At 33.5% G+C, this 15,474-nt stretch carries 12 protein-coding genes; 3 read left to right on the forward strand and 9 right to left on the reverse strand.

Annotation, left to right across the window (positions count from 1 at the left end; genetic code table 11):
* Positions 1–57: 57 nt before the first annotated feature.
* The 6 genes from KA893_RS03025 to KA893_RS03050 form a co-directional block, all read right to left on the reverse strand.
* Positions 58–1,416: a TrkH family potassium uptake protein gene (locus KA893_RS03025; protein WP_002483738.1), complete on the reverse strand. Its 1,359-nt coding sequence runs from the start codon at positions 1,414–1,416 to the stop codon at positions 58–60.
* Between the two features lie 18 nt (positions 1,417–1,434).
* On the reverse strand, positions 1,435–3,228 hold the full coding sequence (locus tag KA893_RS03030; protein WP_210125579.1) for a trypsin-like peptidase domain-containing protein: 1,794 nt from the start codon (positions 3,226–3,228) through the stop codon (positions 1,435–1,437).
* A gap of 371 nt (positions 3,229–3,599) precedes the next feature.
* Positions 3,600–4,400 (reverse strand): TerC family protein, encoded by an 801-nt coding sequence (locus KA893_RS03035; protein ID WP_037538871.1) that lies wholly within the window; start codon positions 4,398–4,400, stop codon positions 3,600–3,602.
* A gap of 359 nt (positions 4,401–4,759) precedes the next feature.
* Positions 4,760–6,322, reverse strand: coding sequence for a peptide chain release factor 3 (locus KA893_RS03040; RefSeq protein ID WP_002483741.1), 1,563 nt, complete (start codon positions 6,320–6,322; stop codon positions 4,760–4,762).
* A 12-nt stretch (positions 6,323–6,334) separates the two neighbouring features.
* Entirely contained in the window at positions 6,335–6,574 is a 240-nt protein-coding gene (locus KA893_RS03045; RefSeq protein WP_037538874.1) for a YueH family protein, read from the reverse strand.
* The gene (locus KA893_RS03050; protein WP_075339805.1) at positions 6,564–8,048 is read right to left on the reverse strand and encodes a UDP-N-acetylmuramoyl-L-alanyl-D-glutamate--L-lysine ligase; all 1,485 of its coding nucleotides are present in this window, start codon (positions 8,046–8,048) and stop codon (positions 6,564–6,566) included. The genes KA893_RS03045 and KA893_RS03050 overlap by 11 nt, the downstream gene beginning before the upstream one ends.
* A gap of 402 nt (positions 8,049–8,450) precedes the next feature.
* Here KA893_RS03050 and KA893_RS03055 point away from each other — a divergent pair, with 402 nt between their 5' ends.
* Together KA893_RS03055 and ltaA are read left to right on the forward strand one after the other, a co-directional pair.
* A complete protein-coding gene (locus KA893_RS03055) occupies positions 8,451–9,626 on the forward strand; it encodes a diglucosyl diacylglycerol synthase (RefSeq protein ID WP_037538876.1) in 1,176 nt (391 codons plus the stop codon).
* The gene (gene ltaA / locus KA893_RS03060; RefSeq protein ID WP_037538878.1) at positions 9,604–10,800 is read left to right on the forward strand and encodes a lipoteichoic acid biosynthesis MFS flippase LtaA; all 1,197 of its coding nucleotides are present in this window, start codon (positions 9,604–9,606) and stop codon (positions 10,798–10,800) included. The genes KA893_RS03055 and ltaA overlap by 23 nt, the downstream gene beginning before the upstream one ends.
* 121 nt (positions 10,801–10,921) lie before the next feature.
* Here the strand turns inward: ltaA and KA893_RS03065 are convergent, their stop codons facing one another.
* From KA893_RS03065 to KA893_RS03075, 3 genes are all read right to left on the reverse strand, one after another.
* Positions 10,922–11,431 carry a YjcG family protein gene (locus tag KA893_RS03065; protein ID WP_002483746.1) on the reverse strand — a complete coding sequence of 170 codons (510 nt, stop codon included), beginning with the start codon at positions 11,429–11,431 and terminating at the stop codon, positions 10,922–10,924.
* An 85-nt stretch (positions 11,432–11,516) separates the two neighbouring features.
* The gene (locus KA893_RS03070) at positions 11,517–12,263 is read right to left on the reverse strand and encodes an esterase family protein (protein ID WP_037538881.1); all 747 of its coding nucleotides are present in this window, start codon (positions 12,261–12,263) and stop codon (positions 11,517–11,519) included.
* A gap of 94 nt (positions 12,264–12,357) precedes the next feature.
* Entirely contained in the window at positions 12,358–13,932 is a 1,575-nt protein-coding gene (locus KA893_RS03075) for an alanine/glycine:cation symporter family protein (RefSeq protein WP_037538882.1), read from the reverse strand.
* A 337-nt stretch (positions 13,933–14,269) separates the two neighbouring features.
* Between KA893_RS03075 and cozEa the strand changes: the two genes are divergently transcribed.
* The gene (gene cozEa, locus KA893_RS03080; RefSeq protein WP_037538884.1) at positions 14,270–15,355 is read left to right on the forward strand and encodes a lipoteichoic acid biosynthesis protein CozEa; all 1,086 of its coding nucleotides are present in this window, start codon (positions 14,270–14,272) and stop codon (positions 15,353–15,355) included.
* Positions 15,356–15,474 lie beyond the last annotated feature (119 nt).

Genomic DNA, 15,474 nt, shown 5'->3' on the forward strand with positions numbered 1-15,474 from the left:
ACTTAATTGAATTTGTCGTTCAACTAAGTGTTTTTTTAGGATTCTATACTCATCACATTATCCAATTTGCACACGTTCTTTTGGATAATGGAATTTATCTGGTTCTCTACGTCCACCAATCATTATAATAAAGCTAATTAAACCTACACGTCCGATAAACATTAATATCATAAGTGTAACTTTCGACATATCATTAAAATCGCCAGTGACACCTAATGATAACCCACACGTTCCGAACGCAGACATCACCTCAAAAAAGCCTTGAAGAAATGAAATTTTACCATTCTCAACAACTAATATAAAAATCGTCGCTGCAAAAGTTAAAATACCTGCCATTGTGAACACTGCAAATGATCGTTGAACATCTGTTGTATGTATCTCACGATTAAATGCTTTAATTGACAATTTCTCGCTATTATTATTAAAGTTCAATAAAAATAAGATTAAAATTGCAAATGTTGTTGTTCTAATACCACCACCGACCGAGCTTGGTGATGACCCAATAAACATCAAGATGCTCATAATCACGTTCGTACCTTCACCAAAATGACTTACATCAATTGTCTGTAATCCAGCACTTCTCGTCGTTGCAGATTGGAACAAAGCATAGAATAACGATTTGTGCCAAGACATATTTTGGAATGCATGGTTATATTCAAATAGTAAAATGATAATGACACCAAATACAAATAGTACTAAATACGTTACTGTTGTTATTTTAGCAAATAATGAAAATCTAAAATTAGGGATTCTATTTTTAATATATGCCTTCACTTCAATTAACACAGGAAAGCCAATCGAACCTAATATAATTAAAAACATTACAATGGTTTGCACAAAATAATCATTAGCATATGGAATCAAGGATTGACCGGTAATATCTAAACCACCATTCGTCGTTGCCGATACTGCAACAAATAACCCTTGCATGATAGCATACTGCAAATCAGGGTTATCTCGATAAAAATAGAACGTTAATAATGCTGCACCAACCACTTCGATTATTAAAATGGTACGCACGATATCGAGAATTAATTTAACTGTACCACTCATTGTATCTTTATTATTATCCAACATAATTAACTGTCTTTCACGCATACCAATATGTTTACCAAGTACTACCCACAACATTGTTCCAATTGCCATTACACCAATACCGCCAATGTTTAGGATGATCATGATGATAATTTGTCCAAACGTCGTATATGTTTCTACAATATTAACTGGTGATAACCCTGTAACACTCACACCTGAAACAGCAACAAACAATGAATCGATTGGGTCTACAGAGACACCTGCTTTATGAACATAAGGTAAGTTCAACAGTAAGAATGCCACGATAATCGCGACTATATAATACATCACAATACCTTGTTGAGGACTTGATTTTTTAAATAATTGATTGAAAATGGACAACGCGTACTCACCTCAACGCTACTTCAATTTAATCTTGATATCTTGCTCTTTACCATCTCTATATATTTTTGCTGGCAATGTATCTAAATCATCTTTATGACTAAAAATAATCTGTCTATATCTTAGATTATCTTCAACTTCTTTACCATCTAATTCTACTATTACATCATTTTTTTGCAACCCAGATTTTTCACCTAAACTATTGTCTTTTACATCTCCAATGACAACACCTTTATTAACCTCTTCAGGTAAGTTAAGGGATTGATGCGTAGCTTCATCCATATCTTTAACATTCGCGATTTTTATGCCAGTATTAGGATATTTAACTTCACCTTTTGCTTCAAGTTGTTTGGCAATAGATTCAGCGTCATTGACTGGGATTGCAAATGCAATTCCTTCAACATGATCCATATCAATTTTTAAAGAAGCTATACCAATCAATTTACCATTTTTATCAATAACACCACCACCTGAATTACCAGGATTAACAGGTGCATCCATTTGAAAAGCGCTCATGAGCACATCATATTGATTATCTTTATCGATATCAACTGGCACATGACGATTTAAACCAGACACAATACCTTCTGAAACACTACCTTTAAAGTCAACACCTAGTGGGTTCCCTACGACAATAATAGGCTCACCGAGGACTAATGTACTGGAATCACCCATTTTAATTGATTTAACATCACTACCTGATTTTATTTTGGTTTTAACTACTGCAATATCAGAAAATTTGTCCGTTCCAATGACCTTACCAATAGATGTATCATTATTACCGTATGTAATTTTTTGTTCCTTTTTATCACCTACAACATGTGCATTCGTCATGATAAAAATAGAGTCGCCCACTTTTTTGTAGACGACACCTGATCCTAATTCATTTTCTTTTCCTGCTTCTTGTGTCTCTTTCTCCGCAGATGAACTATTATTACTTGTATCATTTTCGACTGTTACGATGGAATGAATGGCACTATTCGCACTTTTCATTGTATCTGTATATGTTTTTTCTTTATTAGCATTATCGTTGCTTTGGAATATATTATCCTTCGTGTTTCCATTATGATCTACATTATTAAAGATGGCATTAATTAAGACAATTAACAAAATAACTGCCAATACAATTAGTACTTTCGCCCAGTGTTCTTTGAAGAAATACTTAACTTTATCTATTAAAGTTGGTTGGTCACTATGTCTGTGTTGGTCAGATTTATCATCTGTCTGTCCAGACTTATGATTTCTGGCAATATTGTTATGAACCTTATCTGAGTTATCTTCTTCAATATACTGATTAACCCTTGACTGTTGCGCTTCTTCAGAATAAAAATGATCATCATGTAAACGGTCTTTGTTAGTAGACGCATTTACATCTATATCTGAATCATTTGATGTTTCGTTGGTTTTTAAATAACCATTTGTTTCATTTGTCGTTGATGCCACTTCAACATCATCTTTGGCTATATCCGATGTAGGCGAAACTTCTTCTGGTTGTTGCTTAGATACATGATTCAGAGCGTTATCTTCAGATAGTTCAAATTCACTTTCTGAATTACTGCTATTTCGTTTCGCAGCCATTGCTTGTTGCTGCTGAATTTCTTCTTGTGTTAGTTTTTCTATGCGTGCTTTTCTTAAATTTTCTTTAACACGTTCTTCGTTATTCTTTGCTAATTTTTCCGCTTTTTCAGCCCGTTGTTTTCTAGCTTTACGTTCCATTTGGACACGTTGTTCCCGTTCTTCATTGTGAAAATATTCTCGTCTTTTACGACCATATTTCTCTCTTGGTATCACATGTTTTTTATCATTCGCCACAAAAACGCCCCCCTAAACTACATCTTTTCTATACTATCCATTATGACATATCATTAAGGATTTTTCCGATTTATTTTACTAGTACACACAAATATTTATACTGAATTCTATTTTGATTGAGTGTGTAAATGCATTGCAGAAATCGCCAAATTTACTATTTAGCTATTATATTTTCAAATATTTTATCATTTATACCTTAGCTTTGATTATAAGCACTTTTTATACAAATTTCTAACTTTATCTCATTTTCTCTTTAAATAATTTAAGCAGATATTTTTAAATTTACTTAAACAATCATTATTTAAAATAGACTATTTTCTGCAAACAAAAAACTGAAAAGCACAATGGCTTTCCAGTCTAATAATAAATGATTATTTTTTCTCTTCTTTTTTATTTTGACGAACTGACGTCAACCAACCAATTAGAACTAATAATATCATAACTGTCCAGAAGATAGATTGCCATAAAATACTGTGTGGGAAGTGTTCAGGTAAAATTAAAATGTCTGGGTGCGCTAACACCATAACAACAAGTTTAATACCAACCCAACCAACAATGGCAAATGCCGCGCCTTCTAAACCCGGATATTTGTTTAATAAGTTGACAAACCATGTTGCTGCAAAACGCATAATGATAACACCTATCATACCACCTAAGAACATCACAGCAAATTGACCTAAGTCCATACCACCAAAGTGTATACCAACCGTTGGTAACGTAACTGCTATTGCAAGTGCTGCAAGCATTGAGTCTATTGCAAAAGCAATATCTGCAAATTCAACTTTCAATACTGTACCCCAGAATGATTTAGCACTGGCATGAATTTCTTCTCCATCATCATCAAAATGATGATCGTCGGTACCATCATGCTCTTGCTGATCTTTCTCTTTAAAGAAGGTTATCAAGTTCCGTATTGACATATAAAGTAGATATATCGCACCTAGTGCTTGTATCCACCAGAAATGCGCTATGATACTGATTAAGAATAAAGAAATAAAACGAAATACAAATGCACCAAGCAAACCATAAAACAGTGCTTTTTTACGTTGCTCTGGTGGTAAATGTTTCACCATAACAGCCATTACAACTGCATTATCTGCAGCGAGTAAACCTTCTAAAAATACGAGCACTAATAGTACCCATAGATAAGGTAAGATCAAACTTGGATCCATATAGGACAACTCCTTTAATTTTTTAAGCATAAAAATAGAGACCTAAGCTAAGCTAGTGTTTACGTAACTTGCACTTGTCTTCATCATCTATAATGATGTTAAGAACCAACTGGCAATCCATATTCACTATTAGCAAAGGTCTCACTCGACAGTTTTATTCTGCCCACTTTACCGGAAGTTTGATACTTCGTAATGACGATAAAATGACTAAGTTAAAAGATAAACAAGTTGCATTACTTTCCATATATAAACGATTGTATGCGAAACTCATATATTTTCAACTAAAGTTAAGTTACTCCCCTCTGACAACTGAGTCATAGGTATTCTATTAATATAGTTATTATACACAAAAATAAAATTTATAACAATCCATATAATTTAATTTCTGGGAACTTTTCTTCAAACCATCTTGTAGCAAATTCATTTTCAAACAAGAATACATAGTTATCGTATATATCTTTTACTAAGATTGAACGTGATGTACTCATTTTATCTTTTATGTCTTCTTCGTTTTCAATCCAACGTGCAATTTTCTGACCAACCGGTTCCATCACTACGTCAACATTATATTCATTTTTCAAACGATGTTCGAATACTTCAAATTGTAATTGTCCAACTGCACCAATAATAATTTGATTTGTATGCAATGCTTTATAATATTGAATAGCACCTTCTTGAACAAGCTGTTCAATACCTTTATGAAAATGTTTTTGCTTCATAACATTTTTTGCAGAAACTTTCATAAACAATTCCGGTGTAAATTGCGGTAGTTCTTGGAAACTGAATTTCTGATTACCACCTACGAGCGTGTCACCAATTTGGTAATTTCCTGTGTCATAAAGTCCAATAATATCGCCTGCAACAGCATGATTAACGGTTTCTTTATCATCTGCCATAAACGAAGTTGAACGTGTTATCTTTTGTTTTTTATGTGTACGTTGAAGGGTTACATCCATACCACGTTCAAAAGCACCACTTACAACTCGCATAAATGCAATTCTATCTCTATGTTTAGGATCCATATTAGCTTGAATTTTAAATATAAATCCTGAAAAATCAAGATCAAATGGACTAACTTCTATATCTTCATTAGTTTGACGAGCATTCGGCATTGGCGCATGATCAACATAAGCATTCAAGAAATTTTGAACACCAAAATTCGCTAGTGCAGATCCGAAAAATACAGGTGTCAAATCACCGCTTAATAATGCTTCATTATCAAACGTTTCGCCCGCTTCTTCGACAAGCATTAACTCTTCGATTGCTTGAGTAAATGCACTATCGTTTTTCATTGCATGGTCTTCTTCCAATTCATAATCATCATTTAAATGCAGTACATTTTCTTCATCTCTAAAAGGCTCTATTGTGTGAGATTCACGATCGATAATACCAAAGAAATTTTGCCCCATACCTACTGGCCAATTCATTGGGTATGTTTCGATTTCTAATGTAGATTCTATTTCATCTAATAATTCAAAAGGTTCTTTACCGACTCTATCTAATTTGTTAATAAATGTGAAAATAGGTATACCTCTCATTTTACATACTTTGAATAGTTTCAATGTTTGAGGTTCGATACCTTTAGCACAGTCAATCACCATTACAGCACTATCAACTGCCATCAGTGTTCTATATGTGTCCTCTGAGAAGTCTTCATGTCCTGGCGTATCTAAAATGTTGATTTTATAGTGGTCATAATCAAATTGCATCACTGAACTTGTAACAGAAATCCCTCTCTCCTGCTCAACTTTCATCCAGTCACTCGTCGCAAATTTGCCACTTTTTTTACCTTTAACCGTACCTGCTTCTCTTATCGCACCACCGAATAGTAATAACTTTTCTGTTAATGTAGTCTTACCAGCATCTGGGTGAGATATAATCGCAAAGGTTTTTCTTGATTCTACTTCTTCCTTTATACTCATTTATACTCTCCTTTAACTTTCAAATATCCATTTAACGATGTCATCAGCAATTTGTGAAGCTGTTGACTCATCAAGTAACGTAAACAAGTGTATCACAAGTTCCTCGTTCATATCATCTTCATTTAAAGATGAATCGATTTCTAATGACCAATGCATATCAGGAATTGCGATTAACATACATTGATTCACTTTGTTTTCATAAATATACACATGACCAGTTATTTCATTAAAATGTAAATTTTTAATCTTCAAGTGGACCACCACCGAATTTATCATAAGCCGCTTCAAGACCAATTAAATCATCGCGATGTGGCACTTTGACATGTCCAGGCATAATTTGATAAGGCTCACGCCCTTTAGAAGCTAATACGACAGTATCTCCTGGTTCCGCTATATTGATTGCATGACGAATACCTTCAGCTCTGTCTTCAAATTCAATATAATTATCATGTGTAGCACCTTTTGCTAATTCTTGAGTTAGTGTCTTAGGGTCATCATTAGCTGGATTATCAGGTGTAAAAATAACATAGTCTGCACGACAAGCGACCCGGCCCATTTCTGGCGTCTTCGTTAAATCTCGTTCTCCAGCCATACCACATAAGAATATCAATTTTTGTTTAGCAAATGGTTTAACCGCATCTATCAGTTTATCCATACCATCAGCCGTGTGTGCATAATCTATAATCAAATCTATAGGTAATGACGGATCAAGTACTTCCAATCGTCCTTCAACTGGTTCTAGATTTTCTACCGCATCAACGATATCATTTAACGCAATACCTTTACTCCACACAGCAATCATTGCTGCCATAATATTAGAGACATTGAATAAACCAACGTAAGGTGATTTCACTTGAAACTCACCTTCAGGGGTTTTAAAGGTAAACTGCACACCTTGTAACGATTCATTGATATGATGTGCTGTAAATTGTGCATCATTTGTCACTCCATATGTAAATACTTCAAATGGTGTAACAGAGGCAAGATATTCTGAAAAAGCGTCATCCTTATTCAATACTACAAACTTTTCTTGTGATAAGTCTTCTCCTAATTGACTAAATAATAATGATTTGGCATGTCCATAGGCTTCCATAGTACCATGAAAGTCCAAATGATCTTGTGTTAAGTTTGAAAAGATTGCTACGTCAAAATCAACGCCTCGTAATCTACCTAATGATAATCCATGACTTGACACTTCCAAAGTCATAGCTTCTGCATTTTTTTCTACTGCTTCATTTATTTTTTTAGTCAATGAGACTGTTTCAGGCGTCGTATTAGCACCTTTTGATTTATCCTCATTAATTTGAAAGCCGTTCGTACCTAAATAAGCACTTCCTTTACCTAACTTTCTATATATGTGGTGTATCATTGTTGCAATTGACGTTTTACCATTTGTTCCAGTTACACCATAAGTTATCAATTGTTTACTAGGGTAATTGTACAATGTATTTGCCAATAAACTAGCCACACGCAAAGTATCAGGTACGATAACTTGAGTTACATCGCCTGTTATTTCTTGCTGATGGCTAACGATAATCACTTGGCATCCTTGATTAACGACATCTTGGCAGAATTTATGACTATCCACTGTATAACCTTTTGAGGCAACAAACACACTGCCATGTTGTGCCGTACGTGAATCGGTCGTTATATCTGTTATATTTTTTTCTAGTGTGCCGATAACTTGTTTCACTCTTATTTTTTCAAACAACACATTTGCATCCAACATTTATCGCTCCTTTATTTCCAATAGTTCTATTATACACATTTTCAACTTATTTTATAGAATCTAAAGATGAGATGCTAATAATTTCTTCCTATTGTATATAGCTATTTTATACATTTAAAATCTGTTAAATATTAACCCCATGTTATATAATTGTTAATATTTTCTATATATTTGCTTAAATTACCATTTTGCAAGCTTACTTCTAGATTAATAGTGGTATGGTATAGATATACAACAATCTTATTTTAATATGTATTAATTTCCAATACAGTATGTAGCATTTCTTATCTGATTGTAAAATGATATAATCATTATTAATTGTGTTTTTTCTTTCACACGTTAAAAAAATACGTTAAACTTAACATGAGCTAAATATAATCTATTGGAGGGTGGCTTTTAATGGTTACTCAAAATAAAAAAATACTGATAATTACTGGATCTTTTGGTAATGGGCATTTACAAGTTACTCAGAGTGTAGTGAACCAATTCAAAGAAATGAATCTAGACAATTTAACAGTTATCGAACACGATTTATTTTTAGAAGCACACCCTATCCTCACTTCTATTTGTAAAAAATGGTACATTAACAGCTTTAAATACTTTAGAAATATGTATAAAGCTTTTTATTATAGCCAACCAGATCAATTAGATAAATGTTTCTATAAATATTACGGATTAAATAAATTAATGAATTTACTTTTGAAAGAAAAGCCAGACCTTATCTTACTCACATTTCCTACACCAGTCATGTCTGTATTAACTGAGCAATTTGATATGAATATACCAATCGCTACTGTCATGACTGACTATCGTATGCAAAAGAATTGGATTACACCTTTCTCTCAACGATACTATCTTGCTACAGAGGAACTGAAAGATGAGTTTGCAAGTATTGGCATTCCTAAAGATAAATTGAAGGTTACAGGTATTCCTATATCTGATAAATTCGAAACAGACATTGATAAAACGGCATGGCTAAGTCAAAATCACTTAGACCCTGACAAACCGACAATTCTAATGTCTGCGGGTGCTTTTGGTGTTTCTAAAGGTTTTGGTCAAATGATTCAAGAAATTTTAAATCGCAGTCCGCATGCACAAGTTGTCATGATATGTGGTAAAAATAAAGATTTAAAACGTTCATTAACATCGCAATTTAAAGATTATAACAACGTCTTGATTTTAGGTTATACCAAACATATGAATGAATGGATGGCTTCGAGTCAATTGATGATTACTAAACCAGGTGGCATCACGATCTCAGAAGCATTAACGCGTCAAATCCCTATGATTTTCTTAGATCCTGCGCCAGGTCAAGAACTTGAGAACGCAGTTTACTTTGAAGAAAAAGGCTATGGTCGTATTGCCAATACACCTGAAGCTGCTATTGAGCAAGTCGCTGCTCTAACGAATGCACCGACCAAATTAGCTTCGATGTCAGAATCTATGGACGCGTCAAGAATTCCATATTCAACTTATAAATTATGTAAAGATTTATTAAACTTACTTAATCATTCATCTCATTATGAAGAAGTATATGGAAAGGTTCCTTTATATGCAAAGCTCTTCGTTAAATAATTACAACTCAAATAAAAATTTCATAATCATGCTCATCATCTTATTCTTAATGGAATTCGCTCGCGGAATGTACATACTCAGTTATTTAGCGCTACTTCCAACAGCAACATCTATCGCGGTAGGTATTACATCTATCGCTATTTCTATACATTTTATTGCTGATGCAACTACCAATTTTGTGATTGGCTTTTTACTTAAGCGTTTAGGTACTAAATTAGTGCTAACACTAGGTTTCTTACTTGCCTTTGCAAGTTTATTTTTAGTCATTTGGTTCCCTACATCGCCCTTTGTTTTAATAGCCAGTGCCATTTTACTTGGTATCGCTGTGAGTCCAATTTGGGTGATTATGTTAGCAAGTGTAGATGAGAATAATCGTGGTAAGCAAATGGGATATGTATATTTCTCTTGGCTGTTAGGCCTGCTAGTCGGTATGGTTGGTATGAATATCATTTTTAAATTCCATCCAACTCAATTTGCATTTTTAATGTCACTCGTTGTATTAATCGCTTGGATATTATACTACTTCGTGAAAATAAGATTGACGAATTACAATACACGCCCAGTCAAACAACAATTAGGGCAAATTGTCGATGTGACTAAACGTCACATGATATTATTCCCTGGTATATTATTACAAGGTGCTTCAATCACTGCATTGGTACCCATATTACCTACATACGCTACTAAAGTTGTTGGTGTCTCCACATTAGAATATACTATGGCAATTGTGTTCGGCGGTATCGGTTGTGCTATTTCAATGCTCTTCTTATCTAAAATAATAGATAAACATGGCACCTTATTTATGTACTGGGTTATTTTTGGTGGCTTTGTCTTATACACGCTGATGATATTTGCACTTTCACTTATTACAAATATTACAATCGTTTGGGTGCTAGCAGTATTTATAGGTCTTATGTACGGTATTTTACTGCCAGCGTGGAATACGTTTATGGCAAGTCATATCCATTCAGATGAACAAGAAGAAACTTGGGGGGTATTCAATAGTGTACAAGGTTTCGGTTCAATGATCGGTCCCCTTGTAGGTGGACTCATTACTGAATTCACCAAATCAGTTAACAATACTTTTTATTTCTCAGCACTTGTATTCTTATTCTTAGCCATCTTTTATGGTATTTATTTTGTAAAAGTGAACAATAAAACTAAAACTTCTTAACTAAATAATATAAAAAAGCGCCACTCGCATATTAGAAAATTTATTTCTAGTATTGCGAGTGGCGCTTTTATTCATTCCAAGTTTTTATCGTATGTTATGACTCATATTTTATAGTTTAATCTTAAGCTAAGTTATAGTTCTCAAGTACTTTCCATTTTTCTTCTTTTTCATCATAATAAACAAGTGAAAGCTGCTCAATTGTTTCTTTGTAATCAATTCCCGCTAACTTTAATTGACCATAAATATCTTCAAATTCTTGACTAGTCAAGCCTTGAGCAATAGTAAAGTGAGGCACGAATGTATGATCTGCTACACCATAAAAATCACCATTGTTAAATTGATTAAATAGTCTTTCTAAAGTTTCAGTTTTTTCAACTTTAAAATAAATAACATTAGTGATTGGCGCAAAATTTGATGCTTTTGTCGCATGTATATCAATCGTTGGAATGCCTTCGATTTTAGATTTAATTGTCTCTTTAACAGATTCTAAATCACCATCGTTTATTTTAAATTGCCCCTTAATCGTAATGTGCGGCATAATTGTCGCATAATGTGCATCATAACGCTTACGATATGCGTTCACTTCATCTTGAAATGCTTTTGACGGAATTAATGCTAATCCTAAAATCATTTAAATTCCTCCTTTGTTTAACATATTTTCATTATAGCAAATTTCTGAAAAATTCGTTACTCTAAAGTCATCTTAGTTCAGATTATTAAAAAGAAATATTATCTGATAAAAAATATTTTAACAGATCTCCTAATAATGGTTTCCATGACTTCCACATATGGCCACCTTTAAATTCTAAATAATGGTATGTGAAATCATTTTTTTCAATGACTTGATTTAGTTTTCGATTAGGTGTTAAAAAGTCTGCAGATTTGCCTGTTGTTGGCAATTTAAAGTCTTCTTCCTCTAATCCTACAGCATGCCAAATGGATAATTGTTCTTTAAACTGACAACGTTCAATTAACATTTCAATCGCTTCATCATGTTGTGGACTTAATAAACCAACTTGACTGAAGATACGCGGATAAGATAACGCCGTAATTAACGCAGCACTACCCCCTAAACTATCACCTAATAAAATGCGTGCGTTACCTACTTTAAATGTAGGAAATGTTTGATCAATATATGGCAATATTTCATTGGCCATTGCTTTTACAGTTAAATGTGTACGTGCACCCTGTGGATGAAATTCTGCGCGCCGTTTATCAACATCTTCATAGTGAAATCCAACAAATATAGCTCTTTCTACCTCATTGGCCTCTCGTAACTGCTCATAAGTTCGATGAATTCTACCAAAACTGAAAAAATCAGCACCATCAAAACAAAATACGATTTTATATTTAAATAATTCGGTAAAATCTTTTGGTAAATAAATAGATAGTGTGACATCTCTATCTAATATTTTACTAGGAAAATTAATTTTAGTGATACATCCTGGTTTAAAATCATACATAAATAATGCGCCCCCTCGTAGTCTTAATGACATTGTACCAAGAGACGCATTATTTTAAAATGTTGAAATCTTATTATTTATGGTGTAAATACCTCTATGACTCATCTGTTTTTTGTTTGGCCAAACGTTGTGGATAGTCTTTTAGCCAAAAGACGGCATTTGGTACTTTTTTGGGGTCTGGTTTGTAAATTGCTTTTTTACCAGAACCTAGTTGTTTTTTCTGTAATTCATAATCTTTCAATGCTTGAATAGCTGGTTTGTGCAATATCCAAATAGCTATGATATTCAACCAAGCCATCATACCAACTCCCAAATCACCCATCATCCAAGCGATATCCGCCGTCTTCACTGCACCATATACTGTGGCAACAATTAATACGACTCTCGTGACATTAATCCAGAAGAATGTTGTCCTTCCTGTTCCCTTCCGAGTCAAATAAGTAATATTGGTTTCTGCAATATAGTAATACGCTAATATCGTTGTAAATGCAAAGAAGAATAACGCAAATGCAATAAAGTATGAGCCAATGCCTGAAAATGCAGGATCAAAATGATAACTACCACCTTGAAAGGCCTTATCAATACCAGCTTGTGCATACATCGCTGTACCCGAATAATCTTTATCACCATTTGACATTTCTACAAAAATGCCATTATCTTTAATCATACTCGGTTTACCACTTGAGGTTGTCCCTCCATCTGTCACATTATATGTACCTGAAAGTAATATAATTAAAGCCGTTGCCGAACATACAAACAATGTATCTACATAGACAGAAAACGCTTGAACTAACCCTTGCTTAGCTGGGTGTGACACCTCTGCTGCTGAAGCTGCATGTGGTCCAGTTCCTTGTCCAGCCTCATTAGAATACAATCCACGTTTAACACCGATTTCAATCATGGCACCTAAGATACCACCAAAAGCCGCTTGCATACCAAAAGCAGATTTGAAAATAAGTGCAATCAATCCTGGAACTTGTTCAATATTCAAGAATATAATGATAACAGCCATTATAATATATGCAATTGCCATAAATGGAACAATAGCGGTTGCTGCATTCGCTATCCATTTAATACCTCCAAAAATAATTAAGGCTAAAAGCACCGCTAAAAATATTGCAATAATCCATGGTTCCAATCTAAATGCATTTTTCATAGAGCTGGCAATCGCATTAGACTGAACACCTGGTAATAGGAGTCCTACAGAAATGACTGTGACAATAGCAAAAATTAAGCCATAGACTTTTCCTAATTTGCCCTTAATCCCATATTCAATATAGAATGCTGGTCCACCACGGTATTGTCCCTTTTCTTCTCGCTTATATATTTGACCTAGTGTTGATTCTATAAATGCACTACTTGCCCCTAAGAAAGCCGTTGCCCACATCCAAAATACAGCACCTGGTCCACCAATAAAGATTGCAGTTGATACACCCACTATGTTACCAGTACCGACACGGCCAGCGAGTGACAGTGCAATGGCTTGGAAACTCGATATCCCCGTAGGTGATTTTTCCCCTTGAAACATTAATCTGATCATTTCTTTAAAATGCCTAACTTGGAAAAAGCGCATCATTAATGAAAAAAGTACACCTGTAATCAGTAACCCATAAACTAACGGTTTGCTCCAAACAATATCATAAAACCAAGTAAGTAACCCCTCTAACATAATGTATCCCCCTTGTAGTACCATTATGTAAAATGATATATTTTTCATCATTATACACTTATAAAATATTCCGTGCAACGTATTTCATAAGTAATCATTTTCACAATTTATATATTTCAAGTTATAATTAATATAAAATATTTACAATGACTTTATATCAAAGGAAAATAATTTCACACTATTTAATATGACGTCACGCGTATATCGTTTTTAGATTTCTTTATTTATCACAATATACTCTATTGGCTTCAATAATTTTAATTTCATCTTTTGTTATGTCTTCATTTAAGATATACTGAATTGTACTTAAATAATGAATTTTAGGAGGAACCGTTCTATGCTAAATAAGGTTTGGTTTAGAACAGGTATTGCACTATTAATCCTGTTTTTACTAATCAAATTAGTAATGGAAGTCCATAGTGTGTTCACGCCATTTATTATTATTTTACAATCGGTGTTGTTACCACTCTTATTAAGTAGCTTCTTATTCTATATTTGCTTACCTTTTCAAAAAATACTTGAAAAAAATAAAATCCCTCGTTGGGGAAGTATCACTTTAATTTTCATTGGCTTAATTATCATCATTGGTGTTGTCATTGGTTATATAGGACCACTGATTGCCGAGCAAATTGAAAATTTAATTAATCAAATTCCAGCATTACAGCACGAAGTTCAACACATCATTAACTTTTCATTAGACCAAATGGAAAGACTACCTAATGATGTCACAGATAGAATTAATAAAATGGTTCAATCTATGAGTGATAGTACTGCAAATGTTTTATCTAACTCATTAAGTTACTTGACTTCATTTATTTCAACTTTATTCTTACTCATCATGGTGCCATTCTTCTTGATCTATATGTTAAAAGATCACGAACGTTTTATTCCATTTATCGCTAAATTATTTAAAGGCGAAAGAAAAGTATTTATTGTTGATTTATTAAAAGACTTAAATGACACTTTAAAATCTTATATTCAAGGTCAAGTGACAGTAAGTATTATCTTAGGTATCATTTTATATATAGGCTATTCTATTGTAGGTTTAAATTACACATTATTACTTGTTATATTTGCATGTGTTGCCAATATGATACCGTTCTTAGGTCCTTGGATGGCATTTGCACCAGCAGGTATTATTGGTATTATTCAAAGTCCTACAATTTTCATTTGGGTATGTATCATTACACTAATCGCTCAACAATTAGAAGGTAATGTCATCACACCAAACGTTATGGGTAAATCATTAAATATTCACCCACTAACGATTATTGTTGTTATTCTTGCTGCTGGTAATTTAGGTGGTTTCGTACTCATCCTAGTAGCCGTTCCATTATATGCAGTCATTAAAACAATTGTTCGAAATGTATTCCATTATCGAGAAAAGATTATGGAAAAAGCGAATAGTGATGTAAAAGAATAATCATCAAAAAATAAGTGGGAAGATGAACTCATGGTTATATAAAATGCGCTCATCTTCCTTTTTTGAAAATAAAGTTTGAGACCGAGACAATAATCTATGTCTCGGTCTCATTTATATAA

Origin of the sequence: Staphylococcus sp. GDY8P126P, assembly GCF_017891965.1 — a bacterium.
Lineage (GTDB): Bacteria > Bacillota > Bacilli > Staphylococcales > Staphylococcaceae > Staphylococcus > Staphylococcus saprophyticus.